Raw genomic sequence first — 18,628 nt, 5'->3', positions numbered from 1 at the left:
CTACTCCGCCGCGGTGTTCACCGTGAACGGCAGCCACTGCACGGTGACCCCGTTCGCGGGCGAGACCGGCATCCGCCAGTTCTGGCAGCCACGACCGGGGATCCGGTCCCAGATGAACAGCGGTGCTCCCTGGCCCGCGGTGCAGCCCTGGTCCAGCAGCTTGCCCGCGTTCTGGACGGCGTACCGGTACACCCCCGTGCCGACCGTCTGCGGTTCGATCGTCCACTTCTGGCACGCGCCCGCGACGCGGTCGTAGGTGGTCACCGGGTTTCCGCTGGCCGTATGGCAGCCGGTGTTGTCCAAAACCTGCCCGGAATGCTTGGCACGGAACTGGTAGTAGCCGTCACCGGTGCCCCACGGGAAGAACTTCTGGCAGTCCGCGCCGTTCGACGGCCACTGCTGCACCTTGGTCCCGTTGTTCCAGCCGCATGCGGCGACATCGGCGTAGAGCCCGCTCGACACCGCTTGCAGTGAGACCCAGGCGTCGTCGGCGAACTCTTCACCGGGGTCGAACGTGGTGGCCCGGAACCGGTAGCTGTGGTTCTCCTGCAACAGTCCCGGCGGCACCGTCCAGGTCGCGGTGGTGCCGGAGGGGACGTCCCACTTCCAGAAGTCCCCGATCATCGTTTCGCCTTCGTAGACGTAGAAGACCGCGGTGACGTTGCCGCCGTCGGGGTCCGTCGGCGTGAAGCGCAGCGTCGGGGTGAGGGATTTCGTGTGGGTGACGCCGCCGATGTCGACGCGGTCCGAGATGTCGTGCCCGGCGGCGGGATTCGGCCGCTGGTTCCGGTAGGTCACCTCGATGTACGGCGACTTGCCGCCCTCGCCGGACGAGAACTTCTTCCAGCCGAAGGAATCCGACTCGTTCTCCGCCTTCAGCACCATCGATCCGGTGGTGACCCCCGAACCGGCCCAGTCACCGACCAGGTTCCCGATCGGGGTCCGGACCCAGTCGGCCGCGCAGGCCGCGCTGTAGCCACGGGTCGCGTTCGTCGTCGCCCATCGCGTGCGGGGCGGCGGCTGGTTCGCCCAGCGAGTGCCCGTGTCGGCAGGCAGGGAGTCCCAGATCTCCCAGTTGCGCGGCGAGCAGGAGTAGGAATGGTTGCCCCACAACGACAACGTGGCCGACTCGATGGCGGCGCCGCGGAACCGCGCCACGTCGAAGTGGAGATACGACCGGGCCTTCGTGGCTCCGCCGTCATAGGTGCCGATGCGGAGTTCGGTGGCACCCGACTGGTCGGTGGTCGCGATGTTCGACTGCGTGAAGGTGTCGAAGTTCGTCCACACCGACACACCCGGATCGACGATGACCGGATAGGACCGCGCCGGGTCGGCGAAGTAGCCCGCGTCCGGCGTCACGTTCAGGCCGAGTGTTCCGCGTTCCTTGGCGGACACCACTTTCCCGACCTTCACCTTGGCGACGGGGTCGCCACTGCGCTGGTCGATCCGCGAGTCCCACATCTCGGCGGCGGGCACGCTGCCCACCACCGCGCCGGACGCGGTGACCAGCTGCGTGTTCCCGTCCGCGTCGGTGCGCGGCGTGAGCCCGGTCGCCCGGAGCGGCAGCGCGAACGTCAACGCGCGATCGGGACGGCGCTTGACGACGAAGAACTGCTCGAAACCGGTCCGCGTGGCCTTGACCTGCAGGTCGACGCCGGGCTGGATCTCCGGGTACGTGGCGGTCTCGCCGGTCAGCACCGGCTCGGGCAGCGCGCCCGGGTACTGCAGGGCGACCTTCCCGTCCCGGCTCTGCACGGTGGCGAGATCACCGCTCTTGGCGCTCGCGCCCGCCAGCACGAGTTCGCGTGGATGCGCCTTCGGCCGGACGAGCCCGTCCGCGCTCTTCTCCAGTGTCAGGTCGACAGGCACCCAGTCACCACCGCGGCGGACGTGGACCGGACCGCCGTGCACCTGGGTGGTGCGGGAACCGTCGGGATTGGCGAACGTGGACGAGTTCTCGGTGCGTTCCGAGCGCATCTCGACCGGCTTCTGCTGCGAACGCGCCACGGTTTCGGGCGACGTCGCTTGCGCGGGGGCGGCGAACACGGCGCTCCCGGCCAGGCAAGCGGCGAAAAGCACGAGGCCCCGCCGCGGAATTCTTCGGGTTTCGGCTTGCACTTCGGTCTCCCCGGGAAGTGGATGAAGTTGACATGTCGGTTACGCATGTCACACCCACGAGGGTTGCCCGCCGCTCGAAAAAATCCGGACGCGTGAGAAGGTGGCGGTATGGCCAAACCGACGCCGCTGCAGATCAGGAACATCGTCATGGCACTGCTCATGGCGGGTGCCCTGGTGTGGAACCTGTCCATCGGCGGCGCTTGGTGGCTCACCGCGATCTTCTCGGTCGGAATCGTCCTCTCGCTGTTCTCCGCGTACCTGAACCGGCCGGGCGCGCGCCCCTGACCCCGCGTTTCAGGAGCGCGCGGCCTCGAAGCGCGAAGTGAGGTCAGCGCGGCCCCGATCGGTCAGCGCGCCGAAGAGACGCAGGCGCGCCATCCCGCCGTCGGGATAGATGTCGAGACGCACTTCGGTCACCTCGGGTCCCTCGGCAAGCGCGAACCGGTGCCGGGTGTCCGGTTGCAGACGCGTCTTCGGCAGCAACTCGACCCACTCGCCATCGCCGTCTCGGCCGCTCAGTGCCGCCCAGCCCGGCGCGTTGCCCTTGAGGTTGCTGTTGTCCAGTTCGGCGAACCGGACGACACCCGCGCCGGCGAGCCGCACCGTGACCCAGTCGTTCCCGTCGTCCCGGCGCCGCGCGGTCTCCCAGCCTTCGGCCTGATGCGCGGCGAGCCCTGGCGAGAAGAGGTTGTTGGGCGAGGAATAGAACATGTTGCTGCATCCGGTGACCACCGCGCCGTTCTCCAGCGCGGCGAGGTCGAGCGCGCCGGGATCGAGCAGACGAGGGTCCGGGATCGGCGTGCCGTGCACGCGCAGCCGGGCCACACCGCCGTCCGGATGCATGGTCAGCCGGACGTGCGTGTAGCGCTTGCTCCCGCCGATCTCGAAGAAGTTCTCCGTGTGCCCCGCCGCCGCGCCGCGTTTCACCAGCACGTCCCAGTCCACTTCGGACAGTTCGGCGGCGTTGGGATAGCCGTCGACGGCGCACGCCTCCACCGAGACGAACGGCGGGTAGTTGCCCTTGAAGAATGCGGTGTCCACGACGACCCCGGTGATCGCGCCAGCCAGACCGAGCCGGACGACGGCCTGGTCGTCGCCGGGCTCACGGTGCCGCCGGGTCTCCCAGCCGTCGTAGACCTGCCCCTTGGGCCCGAAGGTCTCCGTCTGATGCGCGGGCACCCACGGGTTGACCAGGTTTTCCTTCTCGGCGAACAACTCGTCCGTCGCCCACATCACGGTCCCGCCGAACTTGCGCGAGGCCAGATCGGGCCGGGCTGTCCACTCAGGACGGTCGTTCACGGCATCCTCCATCTCAGCAGTCACCCCGGGTCAGCAGAACGCCTGCCGGGTCTTCACCGGTGATCTCCTCGCCCCGCAGCCACGTGCTCCGGACGACACCGGCGAGCGGCCGTCCGTGGTAAGCGCTGACCGGGTTGCGGTGTTTCAACTTCGCGACGTCGACGACGAAAGCCTCGTCGGGTGCGAACACGCTGAAATCCGCGTCGTAGCCCGGCGCGAGATGACCTTTGCGGCGCATGCCCGCCTGCGCGGCCGGATGCTCGGCCATCCAGCGGACGACGTCGGTGAGCGCGAACCCGCGCTGCCGCGCCTGGGTCCAGACGGCGGGCAGGCCGAGTTGCAGACCGGCGATCCCGCCCCAGGCGAGCCCGAAATCGCCGCTGTCGAAGCGTTTCAGCTCCGGGGTGCACGGCGAATGGTCGGTCACCACGCAGTCGATGACGCCGTCCGCGAGGCCCTGCCACAACAGTTCGCGGTTCCCTGCCTCACGGATCGGCGGGCAGCACTTGAACTGCGTGGCGCCGTCGCCGATCTCCTCCGCGGTGAAACTCAGGTAGTGCGGACAGGTCTCGGCGGTCAGCCGGACACCGTCGCGCCGCGCGCTCTCGACCATCGGCAGCGCGTCCGAAGAGGACAGATGCAGGATGTGCGCGCGGACACCGGTCTTCCTCGCGAGCTCGATGACCTGCGCGATCGCCACGTTCTCCGCGCCGCGCGGACGCGAGTGCAGGAAGTCCTCATACTTCTCGCCGTGCGGGTCGGGCGCGTGATCGATCGCGTCGGAGTCCTCCGCGTGCACGATGATCATGCCGTCGAAGGTCCGCAGTTCGGTCATCGCCTCTTCGAGTCCTCGCGCGTCCAGCGGCGGGAACTCGTCCACTCCGGAATGCAGCAGGAAGGACTTGAAACCGAACACCCCGGCCTCGTGCAGGCCGCGCAGCTCCGCGAGGTTGCCGGGGATCGCACCGCCCCAGAACCCGACGTCGACGTGCACCCGGCCCTCGGCCGTCTTGCGCTTCACCTCCAGCGCCGCGACGTCCACCGTCGGCGGCAGGCTGTTCAGCGGCATGTCCACGATGGTGGTGACCCCGCCGGCCGCGGCCGCGCGCATCGCCGACGCGAAACCCTCCCATTCGGTCCGGCCCGGGTCGTTGACGTGCACATGGGTGTCCACGAGCCCCGGCAGCAGGACGACGTCCTCGCCGAGTTCGAGCACCCGATCGCCGTCCAGGCCGGCTCCGGCGGGCTCGACCGCGACGATGCGGCCGTCGTCGACACCGATGGTCGCGGATACCTCTCCGGCGGCCGTCACGGCTCGCGCGGCCTTGATCACCAAGTCCATCTAAAGCCTCCAACTTCCACTCAGTGGAATCGAGGTTTCGCTCTCCGACATTAGCTCCGGCCATCCTGCTCGTCAACGAGCCCTGGCGGCGCTACCTTCGCTGGGTGCAGTTAGAAGCCGAGTTCACCAGCGAACCGTTCCACGGCGAGGGCCCGCCACCCGAACACGCCGTCAAAGCCCGCGACACCGCGGAGGACGCGGGTCTGTCCGCCGACTTCGGCCCGCTCGGCACCCTCGTCCGCGGCGATGCCGACACCCTCCTCGACGCGCTTCCCGCCATCGCCAGGGCGGCGCTGAACGGCGGCGCCACCCGCGTGACCCTCCAGCTCCGGCAGGTCGGCGACGACAAGAGCGAGCCCGCGGTCGAACTGCACAGTGCGCTCGCCCGGCTCATCGGCGACGTCGAACGCGAACTCGGCGGCAAACTCGACACCCTCGACCGCGCCACCAAGCAGCGCGCGGTGCGACTGCTCAAGGAACGCGGCGCGTTCGGCCTCCGCAAATCGGTGTCGACCGTCGCCGAAGCACTGGGGGTCACGAGGTTCACGGTCTACAACTACCTCAACCGAGACCAAGAATGAAGAGCTGTTTCAACAAAATGTTGACGGCGGTGGAAGCGCCGCCGTACCGTCGGTTCCCGTGCCGCTCACCATTCGAGAGTTCAACCAGGCTCCCGCTCAGGACGTCCGGCCGGCGCTGACAGCCTGCCTCGACGTCCCGCGCTGGGTGGAAACCCTGCTGGCCAGGCGTCCGTACGCCGACCTCGCCGCGCTGCTCGCCACGGCGGAGACGCTCACCCCGTTGCGTCCCGAAGAGGTCCGGCGCGCCATGGCCGCCCATCCCCGGATCGGGGAGAAAGCGGGGGGCGCGAGCACCGAGGCAGGCTGGTCGCGCTCGGAACAGTCCGGTGTGGACGGTGACGCGGCGCGCGAGTTCGCCGCGGCCAACGCCGAGTACGAGGCGACGTTCGGGCACGTCTTCCTGGTCTGCGCGAGCGGCCGGAGCGGCGCCGAACTGCTGGAAAACCTGCGTTCGAGGCTCTCGAACGACCCCGAGAAGGAACTCGAAGTGGCCGGCCAAGAGCTGGCCAGGATCGCCGCGCTGCGGCTGGAGAAGGCGGTGACGGCATGAGCCTCGTGACCACGCACATCCTCGACACCGCCGCGGGACGGCCCGCGGCGGGCGTCGGGGTCCGCCTCGAAACCGGCGCGGGCGAACCCGTCGCCGAAGGGCGGACCGACGCCGACGGCCGGATCCGCGACCTCGGCCCGGAAACCCTGGAACCCGGGGTGTACCGGCTGGTCTTCGACACCGGCGCCCACCTCGGCCCGGACTCCTTCTTCCCCGAAGTCACCCTGACCTTCCGCATCGCCGACGGGACCGAGCACCACCACGTGCCGTTGCTGCTGAGCCCGTTCGCCTATTCCACCTATCGAGGGAGCTGATCGCCCGTGGCCATCACCCTGGGCCCCAACCAGTACGGCAAGGCCGAAGTCCGGCTCGTCACCGTCCGGCGCGAAGGCACCGTCCACCACCTCAAAGACCTCACCGTTTCGACGTCGCTGCGCGGCGACCTCGCGGCCACACACCTCACCGGCGACAACGCCGACGTCGTCGCGACCGACACCCAGAAGAACACCGTGTACGCCTTCGCCAAGGAGGCGCCCGTCGGCGAGATCGAGGACTTCGCGCTGCGACTCGGGCGGCATTTCGTCGGCTCGAATCAGCACATCACCGGCGCCCGGATCCTGATCGACGAACACGGCTGGAACCGCATCTCCGGCCACGACCACGCGTTCTCCGAGGCGGGCGGCGAAAAGCGCACGACCGCGGTGACCGTTCAGGGCGACCAGGCCTGGGTGGTGTCCGGTTTGGACGATCTCGTGGTGCTCAAGTCGACCGGCTCGGAGTTCCACGGCTTCCCTCGCGACGAGTACACGACGCTGGCCGAGACGAACGACCGGATCCTCGCCACCGCCGTGACCGCGCGCTGGCGCTACCAGGGCGACGGGATCGACTGGGCCACGAGCCACGCCGAAGTGCGGAGGATCCTGCTGGAGACCTTCGCGGACAAGCACAGCCTCTCCCTGCAGCAGACGCTGTACGCGATGGGAGAGGCTGTGCTCAAGGAACGCGAAGAGGTCGCCGAAGTCCGGCTCTCACTGCCGAACAAGCACCACTTCCTGGTGGACCTGTCGCCGTTCGGGCTGAAGAACGACAACGAGGTCTTTTACGCCGCCGACCGTCCGTACGGCCTCATCGAGGGTGTCGTCCTCCGCGATGACGCGGAGGACCCAGGCCTGGCCTGGCACACCCTCGCCACCTTCTAGGGCACGGGCAGCGGCATACCGGGGACGCTCTGGTCGGCGGGGACGATCCCGTCGACCAGGTACGCGTTCACGATCTCGTCCAGCTTGGGGTTCCCGTCGGCGTAGAGCCCGTGGTCACCCTCACCGGTCACGGTCAGCATCCGCGAGTTCGCGAACCCCGCGTGCGCCTTCCGGGCGCCCTCGATCGCCGTGGCCGGATCGTGCTCGGAGTGCACGATCAGCACCGGCGGGACCCCCTTGCCGTCCATTTTCGGCAGCGGACGGGGTTCCTTGTCCCAGAACAGGCAGACCGAGGCGTTCAGCGTGCCGCCACCCGCCAGGAGCAGACCTCGGTCGAGGTTCCGCTGCGAAGCGCGGATCAGCGACTCGCGGGTGCCGATGAAACGTCCCTCACCACAGAGGGTGTTCCAGAAGGTGGCGTCTTGCGCGTCGGGGTGGTCACCCGCCGCCTCGACGGCGGCCTTGGCCTCGGCCTTCGCCCCCGGGTTCTCCATCGCGTCCCGGATCTTGACCAGCAGGTCGGCCAGCGCCGGGAAGGTCGCCTTCTTGTACAGCATGTAGATGATGGCGGTGTCGAGTTCCATCGGCCCGCTCCCGTCCAGCGGGTTGCGGGACAAGGCGTAGCGGACCCGCTCGTAGTTCTGCCGGACCTCTTCGCCGTTGGTGCCGAAGTGGTACTTCGCGTCGTACCGCGCCATCCACGGCAGGAAGTCCTGCCGCCAGCGCCGCTCGAAGCCGACCGGCTGCCGGTCGAACGTCTTCTGCCAGTCCGTGGTGAACTCCGTCGAGGAGTCCAGCACGAATCGCCCGGTCCGCTGCGGGAACTGCTGCGCGTAGTGCGCGCCCAGCCAGGTGCCGCCCGAATACCCGACCCAGTTGATCTTCTCCCGGCCGAGCAGGTCGCGGAGCAGATCGAAGTCCCTGATCGTCTGGTACGTGGTGATCAGCGGCCCGAGTTCGCCGCCGGCGCTCTGGCAGGACCTGGCCACGTGTTCGGCGTTGGCCAGGATCTGGTTCAGATTGCGCGGATCCCGGTCGCGAGGATCCAGCTGCCGGATCAGTCCGGCCGTGCCCCGGCAGGTGACGTTCGTGCTCTTGCCGGTCCCGCGCACGTCGATACCGATGATGTCCTGGTGCTCGCGCAGCTTCTCCTGCCCGCGGAACATCGTCGGCTGCCAGCGGCCGGCGCCGCCCGGCCCGCCCGGGTTGGTGAGCAGCGAGGCCGTCGAGGTCCCGGTGGCCTTCAGCCTGCTGACCGCGATGGTCAGGTCCTGCCGCTCGTCCGCACGATCCCAGTCCCGGGGCGTGCGGAACGTCGAGCATTCGAGCCCGCTGATGTCGGTGCCCGGCGGCAACGAGATCAGGTCCGATTCGGCGCAGGGGACCCACGCCAGCTTCTGGTCGGCGTAGTGAGCCGGGACGCCCGCCGAAGCCGGTGTGGCTCCGGCGAGCAGCCCGCCCACGATCACCGGGAGCAACCCGGCGACCAAGAACCGCTTCATGCACTTCCCCCTTCTTCCTTGGTTTCCCAACGGCTCACGACGCTAGGGCCGGGCACACCGGGCGAACATCGACCGCAGGTAGCGCCGGAAGGTGAACCAAGGATCGAGGGACGGCTAGGTCCGAGGCACAAGTCCCGCCGCGGCGGCCTTGCGCTGGAGTTCGTCCGCGGTGGTCACGTTCCGCGCGTCGGGGGCCTTCGTGGACACCGCGGTGGTCCCGCCTAGCGCTTTGAAGATCAGGTCGGCTTCGGCCTTCATGCCCGCCGCGTACGGGTGGTAGGCCACCGCCCGGAACAGATCGGTGGTCTTGCCGCTCACCCAGGCCGCATCACCCGAACAGGCGTCGTGCCCGAGGCTCGGCCCGTAGGTGTCGACGTAGCGGGCGCCCTGTTTGCGGGCGGCCGTCGACACGGCCTTGTTGAGCGCGCGCTCGACCTCGTCGGCCCAGGCGTAGTCACCGTCGGCGAACGGGACCACGCTGGGGCAGTAACCCGTCGGCGGCACGATCCGCGGGTACCCGACCAGCACGATCGTGGCGGCGGGCGAACGTTCCCGGACGCCCTTGACGACGCGTTCGAGGTTCCGCCGGGTGTTCTCGATCGCCGCGAGCAGGGTGTCGGTCCCGTTGATCGTGAAGTGGTCCTTGCACGGCGAGCCGGTCGGATCGCTGTCGCGCAGCTCAGGACATTTGCCGATGAGGCTGCCGAAGACGCCGTAGTCGTTGCCGCCGATGCCGATGGTCACCAGGTCGGTGTCCAGGGTCAGCGCGTCGAACTGCGGCGGCGCGCTGGCGAGCGCCAGGCTCGGCGAAGGCACCACCTGCGGTTTCGTCATGTTCGTGGTGTCCGCCGACGAGCAGCTGACGTCGGTGAAGGCGCCTGATTCGTAGTAGAGCCCGAGCTTGGTGGCGAGCCAGGCCGGATAGTTGTTGTTCGACCGGAAACACCAGCTCGCCTGCTGCCACGGGATCAGCGGGCCCGCGGTGTAGGAGTCGCCGAGAGCGACGTACTTGCGGAAGGACGGGGTCTCGGCGGCGCTCGCGGGTGTGCCCAAACTCGCTAGCGAGAGGACAGCCAGCAGCGTGGCGAGGACAAGTCGGGCGGTACGGCGCATGGCGACCTCGTGATCCGTCGTTGGACTACCGGCCGATCCTGGCAAGTTCCCACCGCCGTCCACAATAGATGTGAGCATCTTTCACGTTTCAGGGGTTAGATAGAACGCTCTATCATGGAGGCGTGACTGGAACGCGGGAACGCATCGTGAACGCCGGCGCCGAACTGCTCCGCCGGAACGGGTACACCGGCACCGGGGTGAAGCAGATCGTCGAAGCCGCGAAAGCGCCCTTCGGCTCGCTTTACCACTTCTTCCCCGGCGGCAAAGAACAGCTCGGCGAGGAGGTCATCCGCACCTCGGGGATGATGTACCTCGCGCTGTTCGAGATCTTCTTCGCCGACGAACCGGACCTCGTCCACGGCATCGAGGCGTGCTTCGCCAGCGCGGCCGAGACACTGAAAGCGACCGACTACGCCGACGCGTGCCCCATCGCGACGGTCGCGCTCGAGGTCGCCAGCACCAACGAGAAGCTGCGGATCGCGACGGCCGACGTGTTCACGGCGTGGATCGAGACCGGGGCCGAGAAGCTGGGCAAGTACGGCCTCGAACCCGCGGCCGCCCGGCAACTCACGATCGCTTTGGTGAACAGCCTCGAAGGCGCGTTCGTGCTGAGCCGATCGCTGCGTGACACCGAAGCACTCGAGGTCGCGGGGCTGTCGTCCGTCGCCTTGGCGCGCACATTGCTCCCGGCTGCGTGAAGCACCGACGGCGGACTGCTGAACACCGGGTTCTTCCCGCAACGGGCAACGACTTCCGGCCGACCTAGCGGTCACAGAAGCCGAAATCCGTTTGGGGAGCACATGATCATCAGGAAGCTCGTGATCGGCACCATCGCCGCCGCCGCACTGCTCACCGCGGGCGCCGTACCCGCGTCCGCCACCGAAGTCCAGCCGTCCACCCTCACCACGACCACCGGCAGCACGCGGATCGACGCCGGGGAGAGCGTCACGATCTCCGGGAAGCTCACCAAGGCCGACGCCACGCCGATCGCGGGCGCCGAGGTGGGGATCTCGTTCTGTTTCAACGGCTTCTGCGGCGAGGCTCAGGCCAAGCCGGTCACCGACGCCACCGGTGTCTACAGCGCGACGCTGACGCCGATCCGCACCGGCAACTACCACGCCGACTTCTTCTCCACCGACCCGTCGATCGCGAGCTCGCGCGCCGACACCTCGAAGATCGTCGTGCTCCATCCCTCGGCGATCACGTCGTTCGCGGCGGGCCGTGGCGCGGACAAGGCCGTGACCGCGTCCGGCACGATCGAGTTCCCCGGCCGCTACACCGCGAACCCGATCCCGGTCGACCTCCAGTACTTCTCACTCGCCACCTACCGCTGGACCACGGCGGCGACGGTCGAGGCCACGTGGAACGGCACCACCTGGGCTTTCGCGACTTCGGCCGAGCACCGCAAACCCGGTGTCTGGCGGGCCTTCTACGCGGGTGCGCCCGAGATGTTCCACCCGGCGGCGAGCAATCTCGTCTTCGTGCTGTGACGTTCCGTGAAGGCCTCCTTCCCTACTCTCAAGGTAGGGAAGGAGGCCTTCACGGATCACTAGCGGGACGCGAGGTAAGCCCGCCAATCGCCGACGGAGGAGATGTCCGTCAGCTCGGCGGAGTCCACAAAGGACGAACGCAGGACGGTCGCGAGACAGGCCGCGCCGTCCGCCAGTTCGACGACGCCGAGCTCCAGTTCCGGCGGCTCGGCGGGGACCAGGTGGTCCCGCAACACCGAAAGCGGCAGGTCGTAGACCTCGCCGACCACGGAGGCGGAGCCGCCTTCGTACATCGCCGGGAACCGGTCGCCCACGGAGAAGTAGCGGTATTTGGGCGCGGACCGGGCCACGCAGCACAACGGCGCGCCCTGCAACTGTTCGTGCAGCGGTCCGCCGCGCATCCCGCCGCCGTTGAGGAACATCAGAACCACGACATGATCCCTTCGATCCCGAAGTACACCCCGAACACCGCGGCCAGGATCCCGAGGATCCAGCCGATCTCGCGGATCTTGCCCTTGCAGATCTTGATCAGCACGTACGCGACCAGTCCGGCGCCGATCCCGTTGGTGATCGAGTAGGTGAACGGGATCAACGCGATGGTCAGGAACACCGGGATCGCGAAGTCCAGGTCCTGCCATGGGATCCGGCGGCATTGCGCCATCATCATGCCGCCGATGACCACCAGCGCGGGTGCCGCGGCCTGCGCCGGGACGACGGCCGCGATCGGGGTCAGGAACAGCGTGGCGGTGAACAGCCCGCCGGTGACGATACTCGCCAGTCCGGTCCGCGCGCCTTCGCCGACACCGGCGGCCGATTCGAGGAACACCGTGTTCGGCGCCGATCCGGTGACGCCGCCGGCGAGCGCGCCCGCGCCGTCGACCAGCAGGATCCGGCCCATCCCCTCGACCTTGCCGTTCTTGACCAGCCCCGCCTCCTCCGAGACGGACGTGATCGTGCCCATCGCGTCGAAGAATCCGGAAAGCACCAGCGTGAACAGGAACACCGCCGCCGTCACCGCGCCCGCCGACCCGAATCCGCCGAAGAGATCGATGTCGCCCAGCAGGCTGAAATCGGGATGCGCCACGACCTGGTCGGGCACCTTGGGTTCGACGAGTCCCCAGCCCTCGACGTGGAACACGCTGTTGACCAGCACCGCGAGCCCGGTCGCGACCGCGATGCTGATCAGCACCGCGCCCGGTACGCCGCGGCTCACGAGCACGATCATCAGCAGCAGCCCGAGGCAGAAGATCGCGATCGGCCAGCCCTCCAGATGGCCGGCGATCCCCATCCGCACCGGCACCGTCGACTGGGCGGCGTCCGGTGTGCGGGTCACGAAGCCGGCACTGACCAGGCCGACCAGCGCGATGTAGAGCCCGATGCCGACGGTGATCGCGACCTTGAGCGCCATCGGGATCGCGTTGATGATCCGTTCCCGGATACCGGAAACGGCCATCAACACGATGCAGAAGCCTTCGAGGACGACGAGCCCGAAGGCCTGCGCCCACGTCATGGCCGGAGCCATCTGGAAGGCGACGACCCCGTTGACACCGAGGCCCGCCGCGAGGGCCAGCGGCGCGTTGCCGACCAGTCCCATCAGAATCGTGGTGACCCCCGCCGCCAGCGCGGTCGCGGTCGTGATCGCCTCGGTGCTCAGCCGGGCGCCGGTGATGTCGGCCGACGCGCCGAGGATGAGCGGGTTGAGCAACACGATGTAACACATCGCGACGAAGGTGGTGATCCCGCCGCGCACCTCGCGGCCGATCGTGCTGCCGCGATGGGAGATCTTGAACCAGCGGTCGAGCCCGGACAGCCGCCCCGGCTCGGGCGAGGGCAGCGGGGGACGCTCTGTACCTAATTGGGTCATGCCTACTCCACAACGTTGTGGGGCGGGAAGATTTGCTCAGTAGGCCTTCTTGTCGGGTTTCGACAGCCAGGCCTGGAAGGGCGCGAAAGAGTCCGGAAGGGACAGTTGGCCGACGGGTAGTGACCAGGTCTCGCGCGGGCGGGAAAAGAGGTCGTAGAACTCGCGGTCGTCGAAGCCCGCCTCGGCCGCGTCGTGGCGGTCCGCGGCGTAGACGACCTTGCCGACACGCGCCCACAGCGCGGCGGAAAGGCAGAGCGGGCAGGGCTCGCAGGAGGTCACGAGGACACAGCCGTCGAGTTTGTAGTCGCCGATCGCCTGGCAGGCCGCGCGGATCGCGACCACCTCGGCGTGCGCCGTCGGGTCCAGCGTCGGCGTCACCTGGTTGGTGCCGGTGGCCAGCACCGAACCGTCACGGACGATCATCGCGCCGAACGGGCCGCCGCCGCGTTCGACGTTCGTGGTGGCCAGCTGGACGGCTTCGGCGAGCCATTTCTGCTCGTCGGACTCCGAAATGGACAGACGGGTACCCACGGATGTGCTCCTAGTTCGAAAAAGTACGGATTGTCAGGTGCCGGTGAGGTGTTCCGGGCGCACCGGAACGCGGGGCAGCGCCAGCCCGGTGGCCGCGCGGATGGCCGCGACGATCGCCGGGGTGGACGAGATCGTCGGCGGTTCACCGACCCCGCGCAGACCATACGGCGCGTTGGGGTCGGGCCGTTCCAGCACGTCGATGTCCATCGGCGGCATGTCCAGCACGGTCGGGATCAGGTAGTCGGTGAACGACGGGTTGCGGATCTTCCCGCCGTCGATCTGGATCTCCTCCATCACCGCGAGCCCGAGCCCCTGCGCGGAGCCGCCCTGGATCTGGCCGAGCACCGCCTGCGGGTTGAGCGCCTTGCCGACGTCCTGCGCGCAGTCGAGCGCGACGACCTTGATCAGCCCGAGTTCGGTGTCGACGTCCACGACCGCGCGGTGTGCCGCGAAGCCGTACTGGACGTGCGCGTTCCCTTGTCCCGTCTCGGGATCGATGGGCGCGGTCGGACGGTGGCGCCATTCCACGGTCTCGTCGAAGACCTCGTCGCCGAGGACGTCGGCGAGGTCCGCGAGCACACTGCCGTCGGCCGAAACGACCTTGTTCCCGACGACGTTCAGCTTCCCGTTCGCGTCGAGCCTGCCCGCGAGATGCTTGTGCAGCCCGGATCGCACCGCGACGCAAGCGGCCTGGACGGCGCCACCGGTGACGTAACTCTGCCGGGAGGCCGACGTCGAACCGCCGTTGCCGATGGTGGTGTCCATCGGCAGGATCGTCACCTGCTCGATGCCGAGTTCGGTCCGCACGATCTGCTGCATGATCGTGACCAGGCCCTGGCCGACCTCGCAGGCCGCGGTGTGCACGGTCGCCGCGGGTTCGCCGCCGACGAGTTGCAGCCGGACGCGGGCCGTCGAGTAGTCATCGAAGCCCTCGGAGAAGCAGATGTTCTTGATGCCGACCGCGTATCCGACACCGCGGACGACGCCCTCGCCGTGGGTGGTGTTGGAAACGCCGCCGGGCATGCGGCGCAGGTCGAGAACCTTGTCCTGGACAGGAAGCGGTTTCGCGCGCAGACGTTCCAGCAGTTCGGCGACCGGGGCGGCCGAGTCGACGATCTGACCGGTCGGCATGACGCTGCCTTCGGCCATCGCGTTGCGGATCCGGATGTCGACCGGGTCGAGGCCACAGGCTTCGGCGATCTTGTCCATCTGAGACTCGTAGGCGAAACCCGCCTGCACGGCGCCGAAACCACGCATCGCGCCACAGGGCGGGTTGTTGGTGTACACGCCCCAGCAGTCGACCGAAGCACTGTCCACATTGTACGGACCGACACCGAGCGTGGCGGCGTTCGCCACCACCGCGCCGGTCGACGAGGCGTACGCGCCACCGTCCAGGTACAGCTTCGCCTTCACGTAGACGAGACGGCCGTCCTTGTCCGCGCCGTGCTCGTAGTACATCTTCGCCGGGTGGCGGTGCACATGGCCGTAGAAGGATTCCTCGCGGTTGTAGACCATCTTGACCGGCTTGCCGGTGTGCAACGCCAGCAGACACGCGTGAACCTGGATCGAGAGGTCCTCGCGGCCACCGAACGCGCCGCCGACCCCGCCGAGCGTCAGCCGCACCTTGTCCTTGGGCAGCCCCAGCGCGGCGACGATCTGCTGCTGGTCGACGTGAAGCCACTGCGTGGCAACGTAAAGGTCGACACCGCCTTCGGTGTCCGGGATCGCCATACCGGACTCGGGGCCGAGGAAGGCCTGGTCCTGCATGCCGACCTCGTAGACCCCGGACACCACGACGTCGGCCTTCACCGACTGGTCGCCGTGCCGGATCTTCGCGTACCGCACGACGTTCCCGCCGGGGTGCAGCTCGGCGCCTTCGCCGGCGGCGGCCTTCTCGGAATCCGTCACCGGTTCGAGGACCTCGTAGGAGACCTTGATCCGCTTCATCGCTCGGCGAGCGGTCTCGGGGTGGTCCGCGGCGACGAGCGCGACGGGCTCGCCCTCATACCGCACGACGTCGACGGCGAGCACCGGCTGGTCGGAGTGCTCCAGGCCGTACTTGTTCACGCCGGGCACGTCTTCATGGGTCAGCACCGCGTAGACACCTTGCACGGCAAGGGCTTCGGTGATGTCGATCCCGGTGATCCGCGCGTACGGATGCGGGCTGCGCAGCGTCGCACCCCACAGCATGTCCTCGTGCCACAGATCCGAGGAGTAGGCGAATTCGCCGCGCACCTTGACCGTGCCGTCGGGCCGCTGCGGACTCGTCCCCACCCCGTTGCCGGTGGTCTGCTTGGAGACTTCAGTGGTGGTCATACCGTCTCCCTCAGCCGCGCGCTGGCCACGGCCAGCTCGCGTGCGATCTCGTCTTCGGATTCCTCGCGCAGCGTTCCCCCGTCGACGACGGTCGCGCCGCCGACGTACAGCCGCTCGACCGGCGGAGTCGTGCCGAGCACCAAGGCGGCGACCGGGTCGGTGATCCCGGCGTAGTTCAGGCCGTTCAGGTTCCAGACAGCGAGGTCGGCCAGCTTGCCGACCTCGATCGAGCCCAAGTCCTTCTCGCGGCCCAGGCAGCGCGCGCCGCCCATCGTGCCCATCCACAGCGCTTCCCGCGTGGTCAGCCCGCGTGGTCCTCCGCGCTGCCGCGCCTGCAACAGCGCCTGGTGCAGTTCCTCGCCGAGACCACCGGATTCGTTGGACGCGGCGCCGTCTACGCCCAGCCCGACCGCGACCCCGGCGTCGAGCAGTTGCCGGACCGGCGCGATCCCGGCGCCGATCCGCCCGTTCGACGTCGGGCAGTGCGCCGCGCCGGTGCCGGTGGCGCCCAGCCGCCGGATCGCGTCCGGGGCGAGGTGGATCGAGTGCGCGAGCCAGACGTCACTGGCGAGCCAGCCGAGTTTGTCGGCGTACTCCGCGGGCGTGCAGCCGACTTCGGCGAGGCACTGCTTCTCCTCGTCGACCGTCTCGGCGAGGTGCGTGTGGAGCCGGACCCCCTTGCGGCGCGCCAATTCCGCCGCGCCGGTCATCAGCCGCTCGCTCACCGAGAACGGCGAGCACGGACCGGCCGCGATCTGCAGATGCGCGCCGGCGGACCTGTCGTGGAACCGGTCGATCGCGGCTTCGGTGCCGAGCAGCGCGGCCTCGGTCTCCTCGACGAGGTTGTCCGGCGGGAGCCCGCCCTGGGACTCGCCCCGGTCCATCGAGCCGCGCACCACGTGCAGTCGCACCCCGACGCGGATCCGGGCGGCGGCGAGCGCTTCGACCTGGTCGCCGCCGTCACGCGGGAAGACGTAGTGGTGGTCGGCGACGGTGGTGCAGCCGGTGGTCGCGAGGCGCGTGAGACCCGCCGCCGCGGCGGCGTGCGTGATCTCGGCGTCGAGCCTGCCCCAGATCGGGTACAGCGCGACGAGCCATTCGAAGAGGGTGTGGTCGGCGGCGAGGCCGCGCGTGGCCCACTGGTAGAGATGATGATGGGTGTTGATCAGACCGGGCGTGACCAGGCATCCGGAGCCGTCGACGCGTTCGTCGTACTCGCCGTCGGGCGCCTTCCCCGAGCCGACCGCCGCGATGCGGTCGTTCTCGATGACGACGTGACCCGAGGCGTGCTCGGTGCCCGCTCCGTCGACGGTGGCGATCGCGGCGTTCTCGATGACGGTCTTCACGTGGTCTCTCCCCTGGTCGCGGCCAGCCGGACGGCGTCGAGGATCTTCTCGTAGCCGGTACACCGGCAGAGGTTCCCTGCCAGCGCCTCGCGAATCTCCTCATCCGCGGGGTTCTCGACGCGGTTGAGCAGATCGTGCGCGGCCACCACGAGGCCGGGCGTGCAGAAACCACATTGGACGGCCCCCGCGTCCACAAAGGACTGCTGGACGCGGTCCAGCTTGTCGCCGTCGGCGAGTCCTTCGACCGTGCGGACCTCCCGGCCCTCGACCTGACCGGCCGCGACCAGGCACGAACACACCGGGACGTCGTCGAGGTACACCGTGCACGAACCGCATTCGCCCTGTTCACAGGCGTTCTTGGAGCCCGGGAGCCCGAGCCGCTCGCGGAGGACGTAGAGCAGGCTCTCGCCCTCCCAGACGTCGTCGGCCTGGCGGGACTCACCGTTGATCGTCACGTTCACGCGCACTCGCGTTCACCCTTCTGGAAGTCGTTCCACGCCCAGGTCAGCGTTCGCCGCGCCAGGACGGACAGCGCGTGCTTGCGGTAGTCGGCACTGCCGCGGACGTCGTCGATCGGCGACGCCGCCTGTGAGACCAGCTCGCCGAACCGGCGTTTGACCGAATCCGTGAGGGAAGCCTTGGTGGACCAGGGAAGTTCGGCGGCGAGGAACTCCTCGGCGGCGGTCGCGCGACGCGGCGTCGGCGCCGCCGAACCGACGGCGGCGCGGATCTCGCGGGAGTCGAGGTGCAGCGCCAGCGCGAACGAGCAGACCGCGATGACCATCGCGTTGCGCGTCCCGACCTTGGCGAACTGCTGCGGGCCGATCTCGGCGGGCAGATGTACCGCGGTGATCAGCTCGTCGGGTTCGAGGGCGTTGCGTTTGACGCCGAGGTAGAACTCCTCGGCCGGGATCCTCCGCGTGCCTCGCACCGACGCGGCCTCGACCTCGGCTCCGAGTACGAGCAGCACGGGATGGGTGTCACCGGCGGGCGAGGCCGCGCCCAGGTTGCCGCCGACGGTGCCACGATTGCGGATCTGCGGCGAGCCGACCGTGCGCGAGGCCATGGCCAGCGCGGGCAGAACTTCACCCAGCTCAGCGATCACCCGGACGTAGGGCACCGAGGCGCCGAGGCGGATCCTGCCGTCGGCCTTGGTCCACTCGGCGAGTTCGGTGACGCGGTTGAGGTCGAGCAGCGCGCCGGGGCGGCGGTGGTCGAAGTTGAGCTCCACCATGACGTCCGTGCCGCCCGCGATGGGCACCGCGTCGGGTCGCTCGGCCTTGACGGCGAGCGCCTCGGTCAGCGAGCTGGGGCGCAGGAAATCCACTCTCGGGCTCCTCGGTTCGGCGGTGTTCTGTGACGGCTGCCTCAGTAGAC

19 protein-coding genes are annotated in these 18,628 nt (G+C 68.8%); 7 read left to right on the top strand and 12 right to left on the bottom strand.

Annotated features, from left to right (window positions below; all coding sequences use genetic code 11):
* Complete coding sequence (locus DL990_RS16435) at window positions 1-2,118, bottom strand: RICIN domain-containing protein (protein ID WP_125799181.1); 2,118 nt, start codon at window positions 2,116-2,118, stop codon at window positions 1-3.
* Between the two features lie 108 nt (window positions 2,119-2,226).
* On the opposite strand from DL990_RS16435, the gene DL990_RS41485 reads away from it, so the two are divergent.
* Window positions 2,227-2,403 carry a hypothetical protein gene (locus DL990_RS41485; RefSeq protein ID WP_199746417.1) on the top strand — a complete coding sequence of 59 codons (177 nt, stop codon included), beginning with the start codon at window positions 2,227-2,229 and terminating at the stop codon, window positions 2,401-2,403.
* 9 nt (window positions 2,404-2,412) lie between these two features.
* On the opposite strand, the gene alc is transcribed toward DL990_RS41485, so the two are convergent.
* Both alc and allB read right to left on the bottom strand, forming a co-directional pair.
* Entirely contained in the window at window positions 2,413-3,429 is a 1,017-nt protein-coding gene (alc, locus tag DL990_RS16430) for an allantoicase (RefSeq protein ID WP_125799180.1), read from the bottom strand.
* Window position 3,430: 1 nt separating this feature from the next.
* A complete protein-coding gene (allB, locus tag DL990_RS16425) occupies window positions 3,431-4,759 on the bottom strand; it encodes an allantoinase AllB (RefSeq protein ID WP_125799179.1) in 1,329 nt (442 codons plus the stop codon).
* 104 nt (window positions 4,760-4,863) lie between these two features.
* On the opposite strand from allB, the gene DL990_RS16420 reads away from it, so the two are divergent.
* From DL990_RS16420 to pucL, 4 genes are read left to right on the top strand one after another with little or no spacing between them, the layout of a single operon-like run.
* The gene (locus DL990_RS16420; RefSeq protein ID WP_125786530.1) at window positions 4,864-5,340 is read left to right on the top strand and encodes a helix-turn-helix domain-containing protein; all 477 of its coding nucleotides are present in this window, start codon (window positions 4,864-4,866) and stop codon (window positions 5,338-5,340) included.
* Window positions 5,341-5,398: 58 nt separating this feature from the next.
* Window positions 5,399-5,890 (top strand): 2-oxo-4-hydroxy-4-carboxy-5-ureidoimidazoline decarboxylase, encoded by a 492-nt coding sequence (gene uraD / locus DL990_RS16415; RefSeq protein ID WP_125786531.1) that lies wholly within the window; start codon window positions 5,399-5,401, stop codon window positions 5,888-5,890.
* Window positions 5,887-6,204 (top strand): hydroxyisourate hydrolase, encoded by a 318-nt coding sequence (gene uraH, locus DL990_RS16410; RefSeq protein ID WP_125786532.1) that lies wholly within the window; start codon window positions 5,887-5,889, stop codon window positions 6,202-6,204. Before uraD ends, uraH begins: the two co-directional genes overlap by 4 nt.
* A 6-nt stretch (window positions 6,205-6,210) precedes the next feature.
* Window positions 6,211-7,089, top strand: a complete 879-nt coding sequence (pucL, locus tag DL990_RS16405; protein WP_125799178.1) for a factor-independent urate hydroxylase — start codon at window positions 6,211-6,213, stop codon at window positions 7,087-7,089.
* Here pucL and DL990_RS16400 read toward each other — a convergent pair.
* A complete protein-coding gene (locus DL990_RS16400; RefSeq protein WP_125799177.1) occupies window positions 7,086-8,591 on the bottom strand; it encodes an alpha/beta hydrolase in 1,506 nt (501 codons plus the stop codon). The two genes, pucL and DL990_RS16400, sit on opposite strands and share 4 nt — an antisense overlap.
* A gap of 114 nt (window positions 8,592-8,705) precedes the next feature.
* Entirely contained in the window at window positions 8,706-9,704 is a 999-nt protein-coding gene (locus DL990_RS16395; protein ID WP_125799176.1) for an SGNH/GDSL hydrolase family protein, read from the bottom strand.
* Window positions 9,705-9,850: 146 nt separating this feature from the next.
* Here DL990_RS16395 and DL990_RS16390 point away from each other — a divergent pair, with 146 nt between their 5' ends.
* Complete coding sequence (locus DL990_RS16390; RefSeq protein ID WP_125786936.1) at window positions 9,851-10,402, top strand: TetR/AcrR family transcriptional regulator; 552 nt, start codon at window positions 9,851-9,853, stop codon at window positions 10,400-10,402.
* A 102-nt stretch (window positions 10,403-10,504) separates the two neighbouring features.
* Window positions 10,505-11,194 (top strand): hypothetical protein, encoded by a 690-nt coding sequence (locus tag DL990_RS16385; RefSeq protein ID WP_125786536.1) that lies wholly within the window; start codon window positions 10,505-10,507, stop codon window positions 11,192-11,194.
* A 59-nt stretch (window positions 11,195-11,253) separates the two neighbouring features.
* On the opposite strand, the gene DL990_RS16380 is transcribed toward DL990_RS16385, so the two are convergent.
* Genes DL990_RS16380 through DL990_RS16350 form a run of 7 tightly spaced genes read right to left on the bottom strand, consistent with a single transcriptional unit; the run spans window position 11,254 to window position 18,578 of the window.
* Entirely contained in the window at window positions 11,254-11,625 is a 372-nt protein-coding gene (locus DL990_RS16380) for a gamma-glutamylcyclotransferase (protein ID WP_125799175.1), read from the bottom strand.
* The gene (locus DL990_RS16375; protein WP_125786538.1) at window positions 11,616-13,058 is read right to left on the bottom strand and encodes an NCS2 family permease; all 1,443 of its coding nucleotides are present in this window, start codon (window positions 13,056-13,058) and stop codon (window positions 11,616-11,618) included. Before DL990_RS16375 ends, DL990_RS16380 begins: the two co-directional genes overlap by 10 nt.
* Window positions 13,059-13,094: 36 nt before the next feature.
* Complete coding sequence (locus tag DL990_RS16370) at window positions 13,095-13,589, bottom strand: nucleoside deaminase (RefSeq protein WP_020630619.1); 495 nt, start codon at window positions 13,587-13,589, stop codon at window positions 13,095-13,097.
* 33 nt (window positions 13,590-13,622) lie between these two features.
* Window positions 13,623-15,905 (bottom strand): xanthine dehydrogenase subunit D, encoded by a 2,283-nt coding sequence (gene pucD / locus DL990_RS16365; RefSeq protein ID WP_125799174.1) that lies wholly within the window; start codon window positions 15,903-15,905, stop codon window positions 13,623-13,625.
* The gene (locus tag DL990_RS16360; protein ID WP_125799173.1) at window positions 15,902-17,251 is read right to left on the bottom strand and encodes an 8-oxoguanine deaminase; all 1,350 of its coding nucleotides are present in this window, start codon (window positions 17,249-17,251) and stop codon (window positions 15,902-15,904) included. The genes pucD and DL990_RS16360 overlap by 4 nt, the downstream gene beginning before the upstream one ends.
* Entirely contained in the window at window positions 17,248-17,718 is a 471-nt protein-coding gene (locus DL990_RS16355; RefSeq protein WP_125786541.1) for a (2Fe-2S)-binding protein, read from the bottom strand. The genes DL990_RS16360 and DL990_RS16355 overlap by 4 nt, the downstream gene beginning before the upstream one ends.
* Entirely contained in the window at window positions 17,709-18,578 is an 870-nt protein-coding gene (locus tag DL990_RS16350; protein WP_125799172.1) for a xanthine dehydrogenase family protein subunit M, read from the bottom strand. The genes DL990_RS16355 and DL990_RS16350 overlap by 10 nt, the downstream gene beginning before the upstream one ends.
* Window positions 18,579-18,628 lie beyond the last annotated feature (50 nt).

Origin of the sequence: Amycolatopsis sp. WAC 01416 (genome assembly GCF_003947485.1) — a bacterium.
GTDB lineage: Bacteria > Actinomycetota > Actinomycetes > Mycobacteriales > Pseudonocardiaceae > Amycolatopsis.
Note: the sequence above shows the minus strand (reverse complement) of the source record. Positions and strands in the feature narration are given on the sequence as shown.

Coding starts and splice junctions, on each gene's coding strand:
- DL990_RS41485 (WP_199746417.1), top strand. CDS start 2,227: ATGGCCAAACCGACGCCGCTGCAGATCAGGAACATCGTCATGGCACTG.
- alc (WP_125799180.1), bottom strand. CDS start 3,429: ATGGAGGATGCCGTGAACGACCGTCCTGAGTGGACAGCCCGGCCCGAT.
- allB (WP_125799179.1), bottom strand. CDS start 4,759: ATGGACTTGGTGATCAAGGCCGCGCGAGCCGTGACGGCCGCCGGAGAG.
- uraH (WP_125786532.1), top strand. CDS start 5,887: ATGAGCCTCGTGACCACGCACATCCTCGACACCGCCGCGGGACGGCCC.
- DL990_RS16400 (WP_125799177.1), bottom strand. CDS start 8,591: ATGAAGCGGTTCTTGGTCGCCGGGTTGCTCCCGGTGATCGTGGGCGGG.
- DL990_RS16395 (WP_125799176.1), bottom strand. CDS start 9,704: ATGCGCCGTACCGCCCGACTTGTCCTCGCCACGCTGCTGGCTGTCCTC.
- DL990_RS16385 (WP_125786536.1), top strand. CDS start 10,505: ATGATCATCAGGAAGCTCGTGATCGGCACCATCGCCGCCGCCGCACTG.
- DL990_RS16375 (WP_125786538.1), bottom strand. CDS start 13,058: ATGACCCAATTAGGTACAGAGCGTCCCCCGCTGCCCTCGCCCGAGCCG.
- pucD (WP_125799174.1), bottom strand. CDS start 15,905: ATGACCACCACTGAAGTCTCCAAGCAGACCACCGGCAACGGGGTGGGG.